The sequence below is a fragment of the Kitasatospora sp. NPDC127116 genome (assembly GCF_042677365.1).
Taxonomy (GTDB): Bacteria; Actinomycetota; Actinomycetes; order Streptomycetales; family Streptomycetaceae; genus Kitasatospora; species Kitasatospora lactacystinica.
Genome location: NZ_JBHXTL010000160.1, coordinates 1 through 19,126, shown reverse-complemented (window position 1 = coordinate 19,126; position 19,126 = coordinate 1). Strand labels below are relative to the sequence as shown.

The 19,126-nt window shown below is 72.5% G+C and carries 17 protein-coding genes and 2 pseudogenes; 13 read left to right on the top strand and 6 right to left on the bottom strand.

Annotated elements, in window-relative coordinates; all coding sequences use genetic code 11:
* Window positions 1–306 (top strand): annotated as a pseudogene (locus ACFVHV_RS38525) (hypothetical protein); the annotation flags it as partial.
* An 87-nt stretch (window positions 307–393) separates the two neighbouring features.
* Here ACFVHV_RS38525 and ACFVHV_RS38520 read toward each other — a convergent pair.
* Entirely contained in the window at window positions 394–1,332 is a 939-nt protein-coding gene (locus ACFVHV_RS38520) for an LAETG motif-containing sortase-dependent surface protein (RefSeq protein WP_359898024.1), read from the bottom strand.
* Window positions 1,333–1,515: 183 nt separating this feature from the next.
* Between ACFVHV_RS38520 and ACFVHV_RS38515 the strand changes: the two genes are divergently transcribed.
* Window positions 1,516–1,746, top strand: a complete 231-nt coding sequence (locus tag ACFVHV_RS38515) for a hypothetical protein (RefSeq protein WP_359898022.1) — start codon at window positions 1,516–1,518, stop codon at window positions 1,744–1,746.
* A gap of 20 nt (window positions 1,747–1,766) precedes the next feature.
* On the top strand, window positions 1,767–3,077 hold the full coding sequence (locus ACFVHV_RS38510; RefSeq protein WP_380357792.1) for an amidase: 1,311 nt from the start codon (window positions 1,767–1,769) through the stop codon (window positions 3,075–3,077).
* Here ACFVHV_RS38510 and ACFVHV_RS38505 read toward each other — a convergent pair.
* A complete protein-coding gene (locus ACFVHV_RS38505; protein ID WP_380357790.1) occupies window positions 3,074–3,715 on the bottom strand; it encodes a TetR/AcrR family transcriptional regulator in 642 nt (213 codons plus the stop codon). The genes ACFVHV_RS38510 and ACFVHV_RS38505 overlap by 4 nt on opposite strands.
* Before the next feature lie 153 nt (window positions 3,716–3,868).
* Between ACFVHV_RS38505 and ACFVHV_RS38500 the strand changes: the two genes are divergently transcribed.
* Together ACFVHV_RS38500 and ACFVHV_RS38495 are read left to right on the top strand one after the other, a co-directional pair.
* On the top strand, window positions 3,869–4,735 hold the full coding sequence (locus tag ACFVHV_RS38500; RefSeq protein WP_359898017.1) for an alpha/beta hydrolase: 867 nt from the start codon (window positions 3,869–3,871) through the stop codon (window positions 4,733–4,735).
* Complete coding sequence (locus ACFVHV_RS38495) at window positions 4,732–5,340, top strand: TIGR03086 family metal-binding protein (RefSeq protein WP_380357786.1); 609 nt, start codon at window positions 4,732–4,734, stop codon at window positions 5,338–5,340. Before ACFVHV_RS38500 ends, ACFVHV_RS38495 begins: the two co-directional genes overlap by 4 nt.
* Window positions 5,341–5,420: 80 nt before the next feature.
* On the opposite strand, the gene ACFVHV_RS38490 is transcribed toward ACFVHV_RS38495, so the two are convergent.
* Complete coding sequence (locus tag ACFVHV_RS38490) at window positions 5,421–5,579, bottom strand: hypothetical protein (RefSeq protein WP_359898013.1); 159 nt, start codon at window positions 5,577–5,579, stop codon at window positions 5,421–5,423.
* Window positions 5,580–5,782: 203 nt separating this feature from the next.
* Between ACFVHV_RS38490 and ACFVHV_RS38485 the strand changes: the two genes are divergently transcribed.
* Entirely contained in the window at window positions 5,783–6,604 is an 822-nt protein-coding gene (locus ACFVHV_RS38485) for an integrase (RefSeq protein WP_359898011.1), read from the top strand.
* Between the two features lie 149 nt (window positions 6,605–6,753).
* On the opposite strand, the pseudogene ACFVHV_RS38480 reads toward ACFVHV_RS38485, so the two are convergent.
* Window positions 6,754–7,488: pseudogene (locus tag ACFVHV_RS38480) on the bottom strand (pirin family protein); the annotation flags it as partial.
* 35 nt (window positions 7,489–7,523) lie between these two features.
* Between ACFVHV_RS38480 and ACFVHV_RS38475 the strand changes: the two are divergent.
* Complete coding sequence (locus ACFVHV_RS38475; protein WP_380357783.1) at window positions 7,524–9,266, top strand: recombinase family protein; 1,743 nt, start codon at window positions 7,524–7,526, stop codon at window positions 9,264–9,266.
* 494 nt (window positions 9,267–9,760) lie between these two features.
* The gene (locus ACFVHV_RS38470; protein ID WP_380357780.1) at window positions 9,761–10,726 is read left to right on the top strand and encodes a hypothetical protein; all 966 of its coding nucleotides are present in this window, start codon (window positions 9,761–9,763) and stop codon (window positions 10,724–10,726) included.
* Between the two features lie 279 nt (window positions 10,727–11,005).
* Here the strand turns inward: ACFVHV_RS38470 and ACFVHV_RS38465 are convergent, their stop codons facing one another.
* Together ACFVHV_RS38465 and ACFVHV_RS38460 are read right to left on the bottom strand one after the other, a co-directional pair.
* Window positions 11,006–11,845 (bottom strand): hypothetical protein, encoded by an 840-nt coding sequence (locus ACFVHV_RS38465; RefSeq protein WP_380357777.1) that lies wholly within the window; start codon window positions 11,843–11,845, stop codon window positions 11,006–11,008.
* A 567-nt stretch (window positions 11,846–12,412) separates the two neighbouring features.
* A complete protein-coding gene (locus ACFVHV_RS38460) occupies window positions 12,413–12,907 on the bottom strand; it encodes a transcriptional regulator (protein ID WP_380357774.1) in 495 nt (164 codons plus the stop codon).
* Window positions 12,908–13,327: 420 nt separating this feature from the next.
* Here ACFVHV_RS38460 and ACFVHV_RS38455 point away from each other — a divergent pair, with 420 nt between their 5' ends.
* From ACFVHV_RS38455 to ACFVHV_RS38435, 5 genes are all read left to right on the top strand, one after another.
* Window positions 13,328–14,377 carry a hypothetical protein gene (locus ACFVHV_RS38455; RefSeq protein ID WP_380357771.1) on the top strand — a complete coding sequence of 350 codons (1,050 nt, stop codon included), beginning with the start codon at window positions 13,328–13,330 and terminating at the stop codon, window positions 14,375–14,377.
* Window positions 14,378–14,382: 5 nt separating this feature from the next.
* Window positions 14,383–15,084, top strand: coding sequence for an ATP-binding protein (locus ACFVHV_RS38450; protein WP_380357795.1), 702 nt, complete (start codon window positions 14,383–14,385; stop codon window positions 15,082–15,084).
* Between the two features lie 164 nt (window positions 15,085–15,248).
* A complete protein-coding gene (locus tag ACFVHV_RS38445; RefSeq protein ID WP_380357768.1) occupies window positions 15,249–16,226 on the top strand; it encodes a DUF2637 domain-containing protein in 978 nt (325 codons plus the stop codon).
* Between the two features lie 446 nt (window positions 16,227–16,672).
* Window positions 16,673–17,248 (top strand): plasmid mobilization protein, encoded by a 576-nt coding sequence (locus tag ACFVHV_RS38440; protein ID WP_380357765.1) that lies wholly within the window; start codon window positions 16,673–16,675, stop codon window positions 17,246–17,248.
* Window positions 17,245–19,005 (top strand): hypothetical protein, encoded by a 1,761-nt coding sequence (locus tag ACFVHV_RS38435; protein WP_380357762.1) that lies wholly within the window; start codon window positions 17,245–17,247, stop codon window positions 19,003–19,005. The genes ACFVHV_RS38440 and ACFVHV_RS38435 overlap by 4 nt, the downstream gene beginning before the upstream one ends.
* The last annotated feature ends 121 nt before the right edge of the window (window positions 19,006–19,126 follow it).

The window sequence follows — 19,126 nt, the reverse complement described above, 5'->3', positions numbered from 1 at the left end:
CCCCGCCGCACCCGCCGCGGCCGCGCCACCGTCCCGGCCCGCGTCCTCGCCGCCCACCGGCCCCGCCGCGACGGCCACCCGTACGACACCCACGTCCTGCCCTGCCGTCCCAGCGCCCCGACGCTGCGCCCGGTCGACCTGGACACCCTTCCCGACCTCACCGCCGAATCCGGCCGCGGCCTCTTCCTCATCCACGCGCTCACCGACCACGTCCAGCTGCGCAACCATCCGCTGCGCGGGGCGATCGTCAGCTTCGACAAGATCCTGAAGTGGCAGGACGGGGCGCTGCTGCGCGCGGCGTCGTAGGACAAGTGGCGGCCGGCGGCCGGCGGCCGGAAACGACGAGGGGCGCGGGCTGTGGGCCCGCGCCCCTCGGGGTCGACCGGGGAGGGGTCAGCTCCGGGTGGCCGACTTGCGGCGGCGCAGGGCGACCAGGGTGCCGGCGCCGACGGCCAGGACGGCCGCGCCGCCGAGGGCGATCGGCAGGGTGCTGGAGCTGGAGCCGGTCTCGGCCAGGTGCGGGCCGCCGGAGGGCGAGGGGGAGGCGGTGGCGGCCGGGGCCTTGGTGGCCGGGGCGGTGGTGGCCGTCGTGGCACCGGTCTCGCCCACGTTGAACTCGCCCAGGTAGTCGTCGAGGAACTGGGTGCACGCCTGCGGCTTGTTGTTGGCCGGAGTCGGGACCTTGTCGTTGTCGAAGGCGTCCGAGCCGGCTTCGTAGTTCGCGCCGTAGTGACCGACCGGGGCCTTGGCGGTGGCGGCGATCCGGACCTTGTAGGTGATCTTCTCGCCCTTGGCCAGCTTGAAATCGGGCGCCAGGAGGGCCCGGTCGTCGAGCTTGGCGGGCTTCCAGCCGGACCCGGTGTCCAGCTGGACGTCGAAGAACTCGGTGCTCCACTGGACCGGACGGTCCCCGAACTCATCGGTCACGTAGAGGGAGTTGTGGACGACGGGGAGGTCGACGCCGCTCTTGTTCTCCCAGGTCATGGTCATCTCGGCGGCCTGGCCGCCCTTGACCAGGGTGGTGCCGTACAGGCCGGTGCCGGTGACCTTGAGCAGGTTGCTCTGGTAGACGCCCCCGTGGCAGCGGTTGTCGACGGTCGGCGTCGGCACCGGCCGGGTCGGCAGGTTCGTCGGCTTGGCGGTGGCCGTCGGGGCCGGGCTGCCGGGGGTGGTGGCGCCGGCGCTCGGCGGGGTGGAGGCCGACGGCGTGGCCGTGGCGCCGGCGCTCGGAGAGGCGGTGATGCCCACGGCACCGGCGGTGGCGGCGCCGGCGGTGGCGCCGAGCGAGAGTGCCACCAGCGTGGACGCGGCCAGGAGTCGGGAATTGCGCATGGTGGAGGTCCCCCATTTTTGGATGAAATTTGGCTGAAATCAGGCGAATTGAGGCCATGGTCGAGCCGTTGGCACTGGTCGCGACCGCGCACCCTACCGTGCTGCCGTGGCCGGATTTCGACCAGGGGACGTTCTGCCGTTCTCCGGTTGCCGGGCGCGCGCGGCGGTCGGACGATGGGGGGCATGATGCACCAGATGCGAGCCGAGTACGGCGCCGGCGGCGAGGCCGGCGGGGTGCGGCTGTGGCACGTGGTCCGGGGTGAGGAGAGCGTGGCGATGTGCGGCCGCGAGCTCGATCCGCAGGCGCGGGTGCGGTCGGCGGTGGACTGGGGGAAGACCCCGGAGCTGTGCTGCCACACCTGTGGGGCGTACTTCCTGCGCGAGGCGCCGTACCTGGCGGCCGAGCACCCGTAGACGGCGCTACCGTGCTCGGCATGGAGGAACCCCTCGTCCGGCCGCGGCCGTTGACCGACGAGGCCGCCGGGCTGCGCGCCGGTGTGCCGGAACTTTCCGAGTACGTCGACCGGTTGTGCGCGCTGGTCGAGCGGGTGGACCCGCTGATCCACGCGTTCGTGCCGGAGCCCGGCCGGCACGAGCGGCTGCGGGCGCAGGCACGGGAGCTGGCCGCGCGGTACCCGGAGCCGGACAGGCGGCCGCCGCTGTACGGGGTGGCGGTGGGCGTCAAGGACATCGTGCGCGTGGACGGGCTGCCCACGCACGGCGGTTCGGCGCTGCCGCCCGGGGTGCTGGCCGGACCGCAGGCCGTGGTGGTGGACCGGCTGCGGGCGGCGGGGGCGCTGGTCGCGGGCAAGACGGTGACCGCCGAGTTCGCCGCGAGCGCCCCGGGTCCGACCCGCAATCCGCACCGCCCGGGGCACACCCCGGGCGGTTCCAGCAGCGGTTCGGCGGCGGCGGTCGCGGCCGGGCTGGTGCCGCTGGCGATCGGCACCCAGACGGTCGGCTCGGTGATCCGCCCGGCCGCGTACTGCGGGGTGGTGGGCTTCCGGCCGACGTACGGGCGGATCCCGATCGCGGGGGTGATCCCGAACGCGCCGAGTCTCGACACCCTGGGGACCTTCACCGCCGACCTGGCGGGCGCCGCCCTGGTGGCCCCGCTGCTCTGCGACGACTGGCGGCCGGAGCGCGGCGAGGCGCCCGGACCCGTGCTCGGGGTGCCGGACGGCACGTACCTGGAGTACGCCGAACCGGCCGCGCTGCGGGCCTTCGAGGAACAGCTGGCGCGGCTGGCGCGGGCCGGGTTCACGGTGCGCCGGGTCGAGCTGTTCCCCGACTTCGCCGGGATCACCCGGCGGCTGCAGACGGTCAACCGCTTCGAGCTGGCCCGCGGCCACGCCGACTGGTTCGCCCGCTTCGGCGGGCTCTACCGGCCGGAGACGGTGGCGGGCATCCGGGCCGGCCGGGCCGTCGCGGCCGAGGACCGGGAGGCCGCCCTGCGGTTCCGGGAGCGGCTGGTCGAACGGGTGGCCGCGGCGGGTGCGGCGGCCGGGGTGGACCTGTGGCTGGCGCCCTCGGCGACCGGCGGGGCGCCGGAGGGCCTGCACAGCACCGGGGACGCGGTGATGTCCCTGCCGTGGAGCTTCCTCGGGCGGCCCGCGCTGAGCCTGCCGGCCGGGCGGACCGCGGAGGGGCTGCCGCTGGGGCTCCAGGTGGTCGGCGCGGCGGGCGGCGACGAGCGGCTGCTGGCCCAGGCGGCCTTCATCGAAGGGGTGTTGGCGGGGCGTTAGGCGAGTGCCGGGTCGGCCGGGTCGGTGGCCCCGGCGCGCAGCAGGCGCAGCAGCAGGCGGCCGGCCCGCTCGTACGGGGCGTCCTCGTCGTGCAGCACGGCCTGGGAGTTGGCCGTCTCCAGGACCGCGATCAGGGCGAAGGCGAGGTCCCCGAGGTCGGTGTCGGGGCGCAGGCCACCGGTGGTCCGGGCGGCGTCGAGGGCCTCGACGACGGTGTCGGACCACTCCCGGGCGCAGCCGGCCAGGGCGTCCCGGACGGGGCTGGGGCGGGCGTCGAACTCGGCGGTGACCTCGTAGAAGAAGCAGCCGCCGGGGAAGACCCGGGCGCGGGAGTAGGCGAGCCAGCTCTCGCAGAGGGCGCGGGCCCGGGCGAGGCCGGGCGGGACGTCGGCGACCGGGGCGACGACGGCGTCGGCGAAGATCCGGCGGGCGGCCCGGACGGTGGCCAGCTGCAGTTCCTCCTTGGAGCCGAAGCCGGCGAAGACGCCGCTCTTGCTGAGCCCGAGGTCGGTGGCGAGGCGGCCGATGGAGAGCGCGTCCAGGCCCTCGACGGAGGCGATGGAGACGGCGCGGCGCAGCACCGCCCGGCGGGTCTCCTCGCCGCGCAGGACCCGTCCGTCGGTGGTCGGTCCGGCCATCGTCCGCCCCTGTTCTGCTCGTCGTGCGTGCCGCCCAGGGTAGTGCGTGGACCTCGGGGGCCTCGGAAAGCCGCTGAAAACTGCACGAACGGTCGTGCTAATATCTCGCCGCGAGCGAGGCGTGACAAGGAGCGCGGAGAGCAGGGAGATCCGATGGACCCGGTTCAGGCACTGATCCGTACGACCCTCAACCCCACGGCCCGGATCGCTCCCGGCCTGGCCGGGCGGGCCGCCTTCGAACTGTTCATGCACCCGGTGCGGCGCAGCCGGGTGCGCGACTCGGAGCGGGAGGTGCACGGGCGGGCGGTCACCGAGCGGCTCGCCGTGGGCGGCAAACCGGTGGTCGGCTACCGCTGGGGGAGCGGCGAGCGGCCGGTCCTGCTGCTGCACGGCTGGCGCTCCCGGGCCTCCCGGTTCGCCCCGTACGTGCCCCGGTTGCGGGCGCTCGGGCTGAGCGCCGTCGCCTTCGACGCGCCGGGCCACGGCGACTCCGGCGGCCGGACCACCAGCGTGCTGGAGTACCGCGAGCTCGCGCTGCGACTCCAGGAGCGGTACGGGCCGTTCGAGGCGGTGGTGGCGCACTCGCTCGGCGTCTGCGCGGCCTTCGGGGCGCTGGCCGACGGCCTGCGGGCCGGTCGGCTGGCGGCCGTCTCCGGGGTGTCCCGGGTCGGCTTCTTCCCGGCCGCGTTCTGTGCCGGGCTCGGGCTGAACGCCGAGGTCGAGCGGGCGCTGCGGGAGCGGATCGAGCGGGAGCTGTTCGGCGGGGACGCCGGGGGCTGGGAACGCTACGACGCGGCGCGCCGGGTCGAGGCGGTCGCCGGGCCGGTGCTGGTGGTGCACGACGAGGGCGACGGCATCGTCCCGCCGAGCGAGGCGCAGCGGCTGCGCGGGGCGTACGGGGAGCGGCTGGACCTGGTGGTCACTCAGGGGCTCGGCCACCGCAGGATCATCGCGGAGCCGACCGTCGTTGATCAGGTGATCGGATTCATCTCTGCCGGCCGGGAGGTCGCTGTCGTATGAGGATCGTCGAACTGCACGCACAGGCCATGGAGTTGGCCGTCCAGGTGGTGGACGGCCTGCGGCCGGACCAGCTCGACCTGCCCACCCCCTGCGCCGGGTGGACGCTGCGCAAGCTGCTGGAGCACTGCGTCGGCCAGCACCAGGGCTTCGCCGCGGCCGCCCGCGGTGCCGGGCCCGACCTCGCGCTGTTCGCGGACGCCCCGCTCGGCGCGGACCCGGCGGGCACCTTCCGCCGCACCGGCACCGACCTCGTCGAGGCCTTCCGGGCGGCGGCAGCCGAGGACCGGCCGCTCTGGCTGCCCGAGATCCGCGACGGCGGCCCGTTCCCGTTCACCCAGGCGGTGGGCTTCCACCTGCTGGACACCCTGGTGCACGGCTGGGACGTCGCCGCCGCGCTCGGCACCGCGGACGGGCTGGTCGCGGCGGTGGACGGCGACGACGCGCTGGCCGCCGCGCTGCTGACGGTGACCGAGGCGGTCCCGAACACCGAGGAACACCGGGCGCCCGGCCGGGCCTTCGGCCCGGGGCTCGAACCCGGCGGCGGCGACGGGCGGTTCGCCCGCGCCCTGGCGCTGCTCGGCCGCGATCCGGTCTGGAAGCCGTAGCGGCTCGGGGCGCGGGGCTGCAGGGCCTCCGGGCCTCCGGGCCTCCCAGGGTTTCCGGGACGCAGGGGATCCCGGAAACCCTAGGAGGCCCGGGTGGCGCCGGTGCCCCGGGCCCCGGAGCCCCGGGTCTCGGGGCCGCGCGGCTCGTCGGGGAAGCGCGGCCCGCCGATCAGGAAGAGCAGGGCGGCGGTCGGGAAGCCGAGCGAGGCGGCCAGCAACACGATGAACTGCCAGAACATCTTCCGCTCCTCGTCAGTCGCGGGCGGCCCGGACACCCGAAGGTGATCCCAAACCCGGCCCGCTCCGATTGGCCGAATCGTCCGGTCACTGTCCGACGGTATGGCCGAATCACCCCGGCTGCCACCGGGCGTCGCGCCCCGGCCCGCGCCACACCGGCGCACGGGTCTGGGCGCGGGCCACGCGCGGCGGCCACACTGTCGGGATGCAGCTACAGCTCGCAGGGGAAGCACGGCGGCCCGACCGCGAGAGCGAGGACTTCGTGGCGGCCTCGCCGGAGGCGCTGGTCCTGCTGGACGGCGCGAGCTCGCCGGCGGGTCTGGAGTCCGGGTGCCGGCACGGGACGGCCTGGTACGTGCGCCGGCTGGGCGTGCACCTGCTCGCCCGGCTCACCGACCGGGCGGACCGTTCGATCGCCGAGTGCCTGGCCGACGCCATCGTGGAGACGGCCGCGCTGCACGGCGGCCGCTGCGACCTCGCCCACCCCAACACCCCCGCCGCGATGGTCGTCGCGGCCCGGCGGCACGGCGAGGCGCTGGAGTACCTGGTGCTCGGCGACTCCCTGCTGGTGCTGGAGTTGAAGGACGGTCCGCCGAAGGTGATCGGGGACAACCAGCGCTTCCCCGGCGGGGAGGAGCTGCGCCACCAGGTCTGGGAGACCGTCCCCGGCTCGGCCGAGCGGGCCGCGCTGCACCTGGAGTACGCGATGGCCGTACGCGCCGCCCGCAACCGGGGCGCCGGCCCGTGGATCGCCGCCGCGAGCCCCCGGGCGGCCGAGCACGCCGAGACCGGCTTCGTCCGGCTGGACCGGCTGCACGCGCTGGCGGCCCTCACCGACGGTGCCTCGCGCTACACCGAGCGCTTCGGGCTGGGCAGTTGGGGCGACGTGCTGCGGCTGCTCGCCGAGTCGGGGCCGGGCGAGCTGATCGCCCAGGTCCGGGCGGTGGAGCGGGCGGACGCCGGCTGCGAGCGCTGGCCGCGCGGCAAGACGCACGACGACGCCTCGGCCCTCTACGCGCTGCTGTAGCGGAGCCGGCACCCGGACCGCGGGCGCGGGGCCGGGGTCGGGTTCGGGCGGCGCAGAGACGACAGAACGGCGGAACGACGGAACGACGGAACGGCCGCAGGCGACACCTGCGACCGTTCCGCCGTTCCGCCGTTCCGGCTCCGGGGTCCTCAGTGGCCGTCGGCGGGGATGGTGCCGAGCCGGCCGGCCTGGAAGTCCTCCATGGCCTGCTGGAGTTCGCGGTGGCTGTTCATGACGAACGGGCCGTAGTGGGCGACGGGCTCGCGGATCGGGAGGCCGCCGAGGAGGACGACCTCGAAGTTGTTGTCGCGGGAGTCCTGCTTCTCGTCGGCGCGCAGGGTGATGGAGTCGCCGTCGCCGAAGACGACGGCCTGGCCCCGGTGGAAGGGGCGGTGCTCGGTGCCGGCCGAGCCGTTGCCGGCGAGGCCGTAGGCGAGGGCGTTGAAGTCGGCGCGCCAGGGCAGGGTGATCTGGGCGCCGGGGCTGATCGAGGCGTGGATCATGGTGATCGGGGTGAAGGTGGTGCCCGGGCCCTGGTGGCCGTCCAGCTCACCGGCGATGACGCGCAGGAGCGCGCCGCCGTCCTCGGTGCTGAGCAGCTTGACGCTGCCGCCGCGGATGTCCTGGTACTTCGGGGTGATCATCTTGTCCGAGGCGGGCAGGTTGACCCAGAGCTGGAGACCGTGGAAGAGGCCGCCGGACTTCACCAGCGACTCCGGCGGGCTCTCGATGTGCAGCAGGCCGGAGCCGGCGGTCATCCACTGGGTGTCGCCGTCGGTGATGGTGCCGCCACCGCCGTGCGAGTCCCGGTGGATGAACGTTCCGTCAATGATGTACGTGACGGTCTCGAAGCCGCGGTGCGGGTGCCAGGGGGTTCCCTTGGGTTATGTCAGTTAGGGGAGTAGTACCATCGGTCTTCATGTCCGCACCAGCAGTGATCACCGGCATGGACGTCCATGCGGCCGTCTACGCGCGCCAGTCCGACGCGCGCGAGAACGCCAGTGAAGCCTCCACCACGACCCAGCGCGAACTGGGTACAGCGGAGGCCAAGCGCCGCGACGCCAAGTCGGTCGCCTACTACGAGGACCTCGGCATCTCGGCGTTCACCGGAGTCGAGCGGCCGCAGTTCGAGAAGCTGTTGCAGGACTGCCGGGCAGGCCGGATCAACCTGCTCATCGTCTACTACGTCAGCCGGCTCTCACGCCTTGACCCGCTCGACGCGATCCCGGTCGTCGTCGAGCTGCTGAACCTCGGTGTGACCATCGTCAGCGTCACCGAGGGGGAGTTCCGCAAGGGCAACCTCGTGGACCTGATCCACATGTTCATGCGCCTGGACCAGGCCCACAACGAGAGCAAGAACAAGAGCGTGGCCGTCCGGGGCGCCAAGGCCACGGCGCTCGGCCTGGGCGGGTACATCGGCGGCAAGGCGCCGTACGGCTTCGAGTTGAAGGCCGAGACCAGGCTCACGGCGGACGGCCGGCCGATCGTCATCCAGACCCTCGTGCACACCGAGAACGAGCCGGACGTCATTCGCGGCTGGTGGGCGACGATCAAGAAGCACAAGGATGCGCCGTACGACCCCAAGCGCCGCCGCCACCCCGGTTCGCTCGGCGGGATCGTCAACAGCATGAACAACGAGGTCCTCGTCCCGACACGCGGCGCCACCTACGGCAAGAAGACGAAGGACAGCGCGTGGGACACGAAGACCGTGAAGCGCATCCTCCGGGACCCCCGGATAGCCGGATTCGCGGCCGTGCCCGTGTACAAGGTCCGGGAAGACGGTAAGACCACGAGCCAGATAGAGACCTACCGCATCCTCCGAGACCCCGAGACGATGCTCCCGCTCCAGATCTACGAGCCGATCATCCCGCCGGATGCGTGGTACGAGTTGCAGGAGTGGCTCGACGGGCGAGGACGCGGAAAGGGGCTTTCGCGGGGCGAGTCCCTGCTGTCCGCCATGGCGGTCCTGTTCTGCGAGTGCGGAGCTGTGAAGACCTCGCACGCCGACGCCAAGCCGGTGAAGCGCGCCTATCGCTGCCGCCGCCGCAAGGTGCTTCCCGGTCAGCACGCAGGAGACTGCACTATCAGCCAGGCGGCGCTGGACGACCACGTGGCACGAAGCATCTTCGCTCTGCTGCGGGAGGTCGAGCATGATCACGAGGCTCTGGCGGTTCTCGCCGAGGCCACGCGCAGGTTCGGTGTTGCAAACGAGGCGCCCGAACGCTCCCGTGAGCGCGCGACCTTGGTTGCTGATCGCGCCGACGCCGTGAGGGCGCTGGAAGAGCTGTACGACGACCGAAAGGCGGGCGGCTTCCGAGGGGACATCGGCCGGCGGAGGTTCGTTGCGGAAGAGTCCGCGCTGCTGGGTCTCCTGGAGGCGGCCGAGGCGAGGATCGCAGTCCTGGAAGAATCCGCGACACCGGTGATCCCCATCGCCGAGTGGTTGCCCGAGGACCCAGCGGCCGACCCCATCGGCCCGGGTTCGTGGTGGCAGAGCGCGCCCCTCCCGGAGCGCCGGAAGTTCGTCAAGCTCTTCGTGGACCGGATCACCGTGTCCAAGTCCAAGGAACGCGGCGGACGAGGGCCGGTGCATGAGCGGGTGAAGATCGGCTTCGCCAAGCGGCAGGAAACGGCTGACGACGGCGGGCAGCGCGTGCTGTGACGGTTGCCAGGAGGTGAAGCAGGTCCCGGACAGCGATGTCCGGGACCTGCGCGACAACAGCGGGTCGATTCGCTCCCACTGCTCCCGGGGAGTCGATCTCGGGAGGAAGGCCGTGGGACGGAAGCGGTGCTGGTCAAGGCGGTGAGGGTGCACGACAGTACAGCCGACAGGAGGCTGCTGACCCAGGTGGCCGCCAGCCACCCCCGCGCATTCGTCGTGACTGGCGCCTGACAGATTGGCAGGTTTGCCTTGAGGTAGACCGGCAACGGCCTGACTCTGTCCCTGGCCGGGGGCCCCAGTCGGACCCAATACGATCCCTTTGATCGGATTGATGGACCAGAGGGGGAACCGCAGTGATCACACGGAAGCGGGCACGGGGCTGGAGCGCAATGGGGGCCGCCGCTCTCCTCACGATCGGTGTGGCCGGTTGTTCTTCCGTAAGCCGGTCCGGGACGTCTCCGGCGTCTTCCGCCGCCGGCGCCTCGGGCAGCGCCATGGCCAGCACGACGCCATCGTTCACCGAAGCGCAGGCCCAGCAGGTTTTCGAGCGGTACGTCCGGGAGAGGCAGGCGGCCACCGAGAAGGGCGATACCGAGGCGCTCGCCCGGGTGGAGGACGGGCAGCTGCTCAAGGAGAACCGAGCCGAGGCACAGCTGCACCAGGCCAACGGAACCAAGAACGATCCGATCCGGCCTGTCCGCCCCGTATACCTGATCCCGCAGACCGGCTCCGGAGAGCCGCAGAGCTTCGCCGTCCTGAGCAAGTCGGAGGGACGGGAAACGGACCGCAGTTCGACGCTGACCTTCTTCACGCGCGACCGGGCGGGCGGGGAGTGGAAGGCGGTCGTGGCCACGTGGGTGGTGACCGAGGCACCGCCGACGACGGCTCCGACCGACGCCCCCTCCTCGACACCGGCGCCGGGCCAACGCTCACTGCACCCGAAGGTAATGCCGGCCTTGGCCCGCGGAACGTCCGGGGGCGTGGAGCTGTCGCCGACAGCGGAGACGGACACCGGTGTGTGCGGGCGCTATGCCCAGTACCTGAGCTTCACCGTGCCGTCCGGGAAGCCGGAGAGCGCCGACTTCGAACGAGGTGACTTCACCAACGGCCTGGTGGACTACTTCAACGGATGGGACCAGAAGGTGCTCGAGCGCAGCCTCTCGTTCCGTTCGCTGACAAGCGCGCTGCCGACGTTCCGGCTGCAGGACGGCGGCTCCCTCGTCATCTGCACACTGGAGGGCACGTACCGGGACCGGGGCCGGACGCCGGCCAACTGGATCGAGCCGAGCGACGACACCGACGCGCTGCTGGGACGGGGTCGCAAGTGGTCCAGCATCGAGGAGATGTGGTCCGTGCCGGCCGTCGTGGAAGTGCCGCAAGGTGGCGGCCCCGCAACGGTGCTCTCCTCGGAGGCGTATGGAGCGACGAAGCTGTCGGTGACGGGTGTGGAGTGGAAGTAGTGGGACCAATCGAGGGGGCGCGGCCCCAGCGGCTGGGCACCCTCGCCAGCCCGCCGAGGTATCAGTCCCGGGAGTCCGCCTCGGGGTTAAGGCCCTCGTCGCAGGCGAGGTCGTCCGACCGCACCTGACCATGGCCACCCGGGTTACCACCAGGCGGACGAAGGCGCGTCCGGCACCCGGGGTTCTGTGGGCGGTGACCCCAGGTTGCCGGACGGCGCTCGATGTGGGGTGCAAATTTGGCAGGCGGGTCAGCCCCGGCGGGAACTTGTCAGGCCAGCCTTAGCTCCATGGTCCGATGACCTTCAACGTCGGCCTCCGGAAGGAGACTTCGATGCCACCGGCTACCGTGACCGTGACGAGTTCGAGCGCGAGTTCGCAGAACGCTTCGCCCGTGATGCCGGAGAGCTGGGCGCGGATCTCACCAGCTTCGTCGGCGAGCATCCGAGAGGGCGAACTGAACTCGAAGCGTCCGAGGCCGTAGTCCTCCGCCAGACGGAAGGTCACGGCGGTCTCAGGCTGGGGAGCCTGGAGCATCTTGGCCAGCGCGACCCGCTCCTCGGAAGAGTCGGGGCAGCCGCACGGAGCCCCCCGTACCTCGGTCGGCGACAGGAACAGGGCGCCGTCGCAGTGGTGGACGAGCCCCTTCGGCCCCCACAACCGCATCTCGGTCGAGACGGAGCGCGCGCCGTCGAGGACGATGCGAACCGCAGGCGAACCGGTCACTACCCCCTGGGCCCAGTCGTCGGCCGGTGCGCCACCGAGGAGTCGAGAGACCGCGACAGCAGTGTCCGGGGTGACAGTGGAGACCCGCCAATTGGGCAGCGACTCAGGGCGGTTGTCGGTCCGGCGGCCGGTGTGAAAGCGGCCCACGACTGCGTCGCTGGGCGCGCGGACGGCCAAAACCGCCGAGGGGTCAGCCAGCTTGCGCGTGCCCTTGCCACCGGCGGACCCCCGCTCATGGAGCGCTGCGAGCGAGCCGTCGATCACACGGCTGGCGCGGAGGATGCTGGTAGTGGCCAGTGCTGGCCGCGCAGCCGCCGCTGGGGCCTGAAGGGCCTTCAGGCGGGTAGTCGCACAGCGGGCGTTCGGCTGGGCAGTGCTGAGGGACAGCTGGGGCATGCGGCTCCTCTTACGGTGGCCGGCGGGCTGCAACCCGGGCTACCGCATGACGACGTCGTGGATGGGCGGTTGGGGAGAGGGCGGCTCCCGACTGGGAGCGAGAAGGCGGCGATCGGACGTCAGCATCGAGATCGCGGGAGCCGGACTGGCCGCGGTCTGTCGCGGCGGCACGGCGGAGAAGCTGCGTCGGCGTCCAGCGGGGTGCGGACGGGCAGCTGGGAACAGACCCGTCAGATGGGTCTGGGGGAGTCGCTGGGGGCGGTCGCGGCGGGGGCCGAGACGAACAGCGCGGTGGTGGGCTGGCAGGAGCTGCGGGCTGCGGCTGCGTGTTGCTTGGGCGGCATGCGAGTCCTCCCCGGTGGCTGGTGGGCTGCAACCCTGCACCGTGGTCGATCGTCGTGGATGGGCGTTGCGCGGTTGGTGACCGCGTGGGGTGTGACGTTAGCTCTGGATTCCGGCCGCGCCAAACGGCTGGCCGGGCTCGGTGAGCACGGTAAGAGTCGGTCCGGCCGTTTTCCAAAAAGATCTTGAGCGATCGGCAACGGTCTGGGCGACGGCCCGGACTGGTCACTCGTCGCTGTGGACCGGCTCGGCCGGCATCTTGCCGCCCTTGAGGAACTCCTGGACCAGTGGCGTCGGCGCATATCTGCGGTACTCGAAGGAGAGGCCGATCGCGATCTTCCCGCGCAGCCGCTTGCGGTTGTGGGGGAAGTCCTGGCAGTACTTCTCGGCGGCGGCCAGGGCTTTGGTCGTGAACTCGGCGCCTTGCGCGGCCAGGCGGTAGCCCTGGACCACGTGTTCGGCGAGTTCCTGCATGATCTTCTCTTCGGGAGAGGTCGATGGGCCGAGGAAGTCCTCCAGGGACAGGTCGAAGACCTTGGCGAAGCCGATCGCCTCGTTGAGGTTGATCCGCCGCCGTGGTTCGCCGCTCTCGATGCGCCAGACCGAGGACTGGTTGATCGGGTAGCCAGCCTCGGTCATGCGCTTGGCAAGCTCGCCGGTGCTCCAGCCGCGTCGCTCGCGTTCCAACCGGACCCGCTCGGCGGCATTCTCCTCGCTCAAGGTGGCAACAGGGGTCTCGCCGGTCGCACTGCCTTCCGATCCCTCCTTCACCGGCTCGCCGGAAGATCCCTCCGCAGTCTTGTCCCGCTTGGGCACTCGATTCACCTCGCATCCCTTTCCGAGGCGACTTGCATAACGGCCGCCGGGGTGCCATGATGATGCATACCGAAAGGCTTGTCAAGCCGAACCGCATCGCGGCTCGGCGTGCTGCCTGCCGCCCAGAAAGGCCGAAGGCCCCCGGTGCGATCAACACCGAGGGCCTGAAAGGTCCAAAAACCGCCCATCCACGACGATCGACCACGGTGCAGGGTTGCAGCCCATACGCACCGAGGAAGGACCAACGTGCTCCAGCGTACGGCGTCGCCCCTGTGCGGCGCACCTGCCTCGCACAGTTCCACCCCGAAGGCGGGGTGGTAGATCATGGCGCGCATCCGCACCATCAAGCCCGAGTACCCGGTGTCGGAGGACCTGGCCTCGGTGTCCCTGACCGCCGAGCGTACGTTCCTGTGCCTGATCACTCAGGCCGACGACGAGGGACGCCACCGCGACAACGCGGCGGTCCTCAACGGCGCGCTGTGGTCGCTGCGGCCCGAGCACACCCCGCTCGACACCGAGGACGAACTGCGCCAGCTCGCCGAGACCGGCCTCATCTGCCGGTACACCGGCTGCGACGGCCGCCAGTACCTCCACATCACCAAGTGGCGCGAGCACCAGAAGATCTCCCACCCGACGGCCTCCCGTCTGCCCTCCTGCCCGGCCCACGAAGCCGGGCGCGGGTGCGGTAAGTGCAAGGCCAAGGACTGCGCGCGCCCGGCTCCGGAGAACTTCCGGATCTCTCCGGAGTCGGGCGTGACCGCTGCGGAGGCCCTCCTCGGACCTCCCGTCGGCGAGCCCGCAGCTGGCGGCCTCATGCCCGGCCTCGCGCCCGCGATGGTCGCAGCGGCGATGCCGCCCTCGGGGAAAGCCGCAGGTCAGAGCACACCTCCGGAGGTTGTCGTGAGGACTCCGGAGAGTTTCGTGCCTGGACCATGGACCTTGGACCATGGACCTTCCCCTAAGGGGGGCGGCTTCGCCGCGCCCGCTCCCACGCCCTCGTCGGCCGCAGCTGACGAGAAGGGGCCGGTCCACGTCGGCACACCGGCAGCCGAGCCGCGGGTGAACGCGGGCACGCTGCTGGCCGAGTACATCTCCGGCTGCCCCGCGCCGGTGCCCGCCAAGGTGAAGGGCCACCTCGCCAAGGTCATCAAGGAGCTGCTCGAGACGGGCACGCACCCCGACCACGTCCGGGCCGGGCTGGCCCTGTGGGGCGAGAAGGCGCTGAGCCCCAGCCTGCTGCCGAGCATGGTCCACCAGGCGCTCAACGCCCGGCCCGCCCACACTGCGCGCTCCGGCCACACCGCCGCCCGCTCGCCCTACCAGCCCTTCACCAACCCGGCCGACGCCCGCGCCTACTTCGAGGGGGACCTGTGACCAACCTGCCCCGCGCCCGCCGCGCGGCCGACCGCGACCCCCAGCCCGCCTCCGGAGCCCTCCTGCGGTGCCAGCAGGTCCTGGCCAAGCGGGGCATCGACCCGGACCGGCGCCCTGCGGACACCGAGCAGCCGTCCACCGCGCTGGAACTCGCCGACCGCCGCATCCCACCCCGCTACCGCCTCGCCGTCGCCGACCACCCGGACGTCGCCACCTGGGTCCAGCAGGTCACGCTGGCCTGTCGACCCGGCCCCGGCGGCACGCCGGGCATCGCCCAGGGCCCCTCGCTCCTGATCGCCGGACCCACCGGCTCCGGCAAGACCCACCAGGCGTACGGCGCGATCCGTAGCCTGCTCGCGGCCGGTGTCCGTCTGCGGTGGGCGAAGATCACCGCCACGGAGCTGTACGCCGCTCAGCGGCCCCGCCAGGGCGTGGACACCGAGCGGGAGATGCGCGAGCTGATGACCTGCCCGCTGCTGGTCCTGGACGACCTCGGTGCCGCGAAAGCGTCCGAGTGGACCGAGGAGCTGACGCTGCGGCTGGTCAACCACCGCTACGAGTACATGCTCCCGACGCTCTTCACCACCAACCTCCCGCTCGGCGAGATCAAGGCCGCTCTCGGCGACCGCACTGCCTCCCGCCTCGCAGAGATGTGCGAGCGCGCCATTCTCACCGGCACCGACCGCCGAAGGCGCACAGCCGCGTAGACCCGCAGAGCCGCCTCACCCACGTCTTCGGCCAGCAACGCCAGGCCCGACGCGCGCCCGCCACGTCGCGCGCGGCCTCGGCGTGGCCCACCCACACCTTCCCCTGACACCGCCCGGCCCCTCGTGCTGCCCGCGCGCGGCCGGGCCACCCTGGAGCACCCCACATGACCACCGCCTCGATACCCGCTGCCCGCACGGCACCCGCCCGCGCCACAGCCTGGGACCGCCTCGCAGTCGCGCTGCTCGGCGTCATCGGCTTCGTCCTGTCCTACGACGCCCTGCGGCAGATGGCCGCCGCGACCCACGTCCGCGGCCCGCTCACCTACCTCTTCCCGATCATCGTCGACGGGTTCATCGCCTACGGCGTCCGAGCCCTGCTCGTCCTGCGCGACGCCCGCTGGCCCGCCCGCGCCTACGCCTGGACGCTCTTCGCCGGAGCGACCGCCACCAGCGTCTGGGCCAACGCCCTGCACGCCATCCGTCTCAACCAGCTGCCCGCCGCCAGCAGCGGCCTGAAGCTCGGCAACACCGTCGTCGGCGCCCTGTCCACACTCGCCCCACTCGCCCTCGCCGGCGCCGTCCACCTCTACATCCTCATCGCCCGCCACGGCCACACCACCACCGACAGCGAGCAGGTCGACCCTGCACACGACGAGCGCTCCGCCGACCCGGTCCCGGTAGACCACGGCACGGATGTACAGCCGGAGCAGGCGCAGGACCGCAGCGACGAGAACGCACTACTGACGCTGCTGTCCGCCGCCGGCCTTCTGCCCGACGAGTGGAGCGGCGCACTTCCCGGCCCCCAGTCGGCAGAAGTCGACGAGCCGATCGGCACTCGGGACGCCCCGGTCCGCGGGCAGTCCGAACCCGCCAGCCCGCCGGACGACTCCCGCGCCGAGGAGCCTGCCACCGCCGCGCAGGACAAGCCGATCGGCCGCCCGCCGGGGGCGCCCATGGAGCAACTGGTGGAGATCGGCCTCCAGGCCGCCATCGCCCATGGTCGGCTCAACCGCGCGATCGTCGAGAAGGCCGTCCGGGAGGCCGGCCTCCCGCTCGGCAGTACCCGCTTCACGGAGCTGATGAAGAAGCTCCGCCTCGCATGGGATGGCGAGCAGAGCCGTCAAGACCCCGAGGCTGACTGACCACCGGGATGTCCGGCCGACCGGCACCGGTCGGCCGGACACCGACTTCTGCCGAATCGCAGACGCAGTCGGCAGAAGTCCCACGACCCCAGGTATCGACCCGGCAGAACTCGCCCTTGCTGCGGACCGCCCGTCCCACGCGCCAGTCCACGCCCGGAAGGTTCTGTCCAACGCGCCGCCTATACCCGTGGAGTCCGGCCGAGCCAAACCGGCGCCCGACCGGAAACTGCCCACCCACGCCCCTACAGCCCTACACCGTCCCGCACCACCGAGGAGCGCCACCCGTGAACGCCGCCCGCCGAGCCCTGAACAGCCTGCTCGGGAAGCCTGTAAACTCCCAGGACCGCAACGGAGTTGAGGACCTCCCTGCCCCAGAAAGCGGAGCAAGCGAGTGCGTACGAGGCCCCTACGGGGCCACGCACGCGGACGTCCCCGCCCAGGAGGGCGTGGACGAGCCGGTGCTGCCGAGGGCGGCAGCACCGGAGCTTCACCGCGAGGGCGCGGCGAAGGAGGAGAAGCCCGCCAGCTCGCCGTCCGATCCCATCGCCGACGCGTTGCCGCTCACCGTCGTCGTCAGTCCTTCCGCGAGCGCCGCCAGCCGCAAGCAGCGCACCGCGAAGCGTCGCCGCCGCGACCCCGAGAACCCCCTGACGACGGAGGTAGGCTTCCGCTGCACTGAAGAGACGAAGACGCGCATCGAGCAGCTGGCCGCCGCAGCCGAACTGAACGTTGCCGCTTATCTGGAGCGCAAAGCGCTGGCCGAGGACTTCGTCGGCATCACCACCCGTGACGAGCGTCTGGAGCGGGCCATCACGGCACTCGACGCGGCACGCGGCCAGCTGGCGCCGGTCGGCAACAACGCCAACCAGATCGCCTACCGGCTCAACGCCGGCATCGGCGTCGAACCGGGATCTGCGGGAGCCGTCCTCGACGGGGCTCTGGCCCTGGTCGCCGAGGTCCGGGCGGCCGTCGCGGAGGTCGACGCTTCGGCCATGCGCCTGGCGAAGGCGAAGCGCCGATGATCAGCAAGCCCATACGCGGGTCCAAGACGCACGGCGCGCTCAAGTACCTCTTCGGTCCAGGCAAGGCCAACGAGCACACCGACCCGCACATCGTCGCTTCCTGGGGCGGCTTCGCCCCAGACCCCGGCCGCGACCCAGGCGACCCAGATGCCACCCTGGTCCAGCTCCGCGACGCGCTCGACCTGCACGTCGTCCGCTACGGCAAGCCGGTCACCCAGCATGTCTACCACCGGCCCGTGCGGGCGGACCCGACCGACCGCATCCTCAGCGACGAGGAGTGGGGCACCATCGCCCGCCGGATCGTGGCCGCCGCCGGCATCGCACCCGATGGCGACCCGAACGGCTGCCGCTGGATCGCCGTGCGCCACGCCGACGACCACATCCACATTCTCGCGACCGTCGTCCGGGCCGACCTCACACAGGCCCGCCTGCGCGGCGACCAGTACCGCGTCGAGACCGAACTCACCAAGATCGAACGCGAGTACAAACTCAAGGACCTCTCCGACACCCGCACCCGCGAGTACCGGGACGCGATCCCCAAGCGAGCCAAGGGCTCCGAACTGCGCAAGGCTCAGCGCCTCGGCCTGGAAGGCACCGACCGCGACCGGCTGCGAACCGCCGTACGCCAGGCCCTGGCCGGGGCTGTGGACGAGGAGGAGTTCGCCGCCCGGCTTGCCGCGAAGGGCGTGCTCCTCGGCGTGCGCCGTGCGCCCTCCGGCGACGTGACCGGCTACAAGTTCGCCCTCCCCACCGGCGATGAGAGTGGGCCGATCTGGTTCTCCGGCAGCAAGCTCGCCTCCGACCTCACCCAGCCGAAGATCCAGGCGCGCTTCGCCCTCGGCGTCGACCAGCCCGCCTTCCCCACGCCCGACCCCCGCACCTGGCCCGCTGACGGCCGCCACCGGGCCAGCACCACCATCGAACACGCGTACGCGGCCTTCGGCGACGACCAGGACGCCGCGCGCGCGGAGGCGGTGATCCGGGGCGGTCTCGAAGTCCTCGACACGCTCGCCGCCACCAGCCCGACCCTCAGCAGGAAGGAACTCCACCAGGCCGCACGGGCCCTGGAGTACTCCCGCACCGCCCACACCCGCGCAGCTGGCGCCGACCTGCGCGCGATGCGCTCCGCCGCCCGCGAACTCCTCCACGCCGGGCCCGCCACCGGCCGGGGCGAGGACGGCACGGCCGCCGCCACGGTCCTGATCAGCCTCGTCCTGCTCGCCGTCGTGATCGCCAAGTGGCACGCCGCCCAAGGCCACCGGCACCAGGCCGACGCCGCCCGCACGGCGGCGGACCACCTTCGTGCCGCCTACACCCGGCACGCGGCCAAGCCGCTCGCCCACCTCACCCTCGAAGGCCGGCTCCTCCCGAAGCCCGACCACGACCGGCAGGCCGACGCCGTCCGCCGCACCCTGCCCGCCGACCAGGCCACCCGCCTCCTCGCCGAGGACAACTGGGCAGCCCTCGCCGCCACCCTCGCCCAGGCCGAAGCTGCTGGCCACAACCTGACCACCCTGCTCACCAACGCCGCCGGGCGCCGCGAACTCGCCACCGCCGACTCACCCGCCGCCGTCCTCACCTGGCGCATCCGCCGCGACGCCAACCTCCCCACCCCCGCACCGGCCGCGACCCCCGACGAACTGCGCACCAGGGCAGCCCGCGCCCGCACCACCAGCCGCACCACCGGCACACCGGCTGCCCCGGTCATCACACCGCCGACGCCGGTGGCACCCGACCAGGTGCGCCGGACGCGCTGACCAACCCAGGTGGGCGGGGGGGGGGCCTCCGCCGCGCGGGCCCCCCCCCCCCCCCCCCCCCCCCCCCCCCCCCCCCCCCCCCCCCCCCCCCCCCCCCCCCCCCCACCCCCACCCCGAAAAA

What these genes read in the sequence shown, in the direction of transcription:
- ACFVHV_RS38495 (WP_380357786.1), top strand. Translation starts at nt 4,732, where the DNA reads ATGAGGATCGTCGAACTGCACGCACAGGCCATGGAGTTGGCCGTCCAG.
- ACFVHV_RS38505 (WP_380357790.1), bottom strand. Translation starts at nt 3,715, where the DNA reads ATGGCCGGACCGACCACCGACGGACGGGTCCTGCGCGGCGAGGAGACC.
- ACFVHV_RS38520 (WP_359898024.1), bottom strand. Translation starts at nt 1,332, where the DNA reads ATGCGCAATTCCCGACTCCTGGCCGCGTCCACGCTGGTGGCACTCTCG.
- ACFVHV_RS38510 (WP_380357792.1), top strand. Translation starts at nt 1,767, where the DNA reads ATGGAGGAACCCCTCGTCCGGCCGCGGCCGTTGACCGACGAGGCCGCC.
- ACFVHV_RS38445 (WP_380357768.1), top strand. Translation starts at nt 15,249, where the DNA reads ATGACCACCGCCTCGATACCCGCTGCCCGCACGGCACCCGCCCGCGCC.
- ACFVHV_RS38500 (WP_359898017.1), top strand. Translation starts at nt 3,869, where the DNA reads ATGGACCCGGTTCAGGCACTGATCCGTACGACCCTCAACCCCACGGCC.
- ACFVHV_RS38515 (WP_359898022.1), top strand. Translation starts at nt 1,516, where the DNA reads ATGATGCACCAGATGCGAGCCGAGTACGGCGCCGGCGGCGAGGCCGGC.
- ACFVHV_RS38470 (WP_380357780.1), top strand. Translation starts at nt 9,761, where the DNA reads ATGGCCAGCACGACGCCATCGTTCACCGAAGCGCAGGCCCAGCAGGTT.
- ACFVHV_RS38485 (WP_359898011.1), top strand. Translation starts at nt 5,783, where the DNA reads ATGCAGCTACAGCTCGCAGGGGAAGCACGGCGGCCCGACCGCGAGAGC.
- ACFVHV_RS38465 (WP_380357777.1), bottom strand. Translation starts at nt 11,845, where the DNA reads ATGCCCCAGCTGTCCCTCAGCACTGCCCAGCCGAACGCCCGCTGTGCG.
- ACFVHV_RS38490 (WP_359898013.1), bottom strand. Translation starts at nt 5,579, where the DNA reads ATGTTCTGGCAGTTCATCGTGTTGCTGGCCGCCTCGCTCGGCTTCCCG.
- ACFVHV_RS38435 (WP_380357762.1), top strand. Translation starts at nt 17,245, where the DNA reads ATGATCAGCAAGCCCATACGCGGGTCCAAGACGCACGGCGCGCTCAAG.
- ACFVHV_RS38455 (WP_380357771.1), top strand. Translation starts at nt 13,328, where the DNA reads ATGGCGCGCATCCGCACCATCAAGCCCGAGTACCCGGTGTCGGAGGAC.
- ACFVHV_RS38475 (WP_380357783.1), top strand. Translation starts at nt 7,524, where the DNA reads ATGTCCGCACCAGCAGTGATCACCGGCATGGACGTCCATGCGGCCGTC.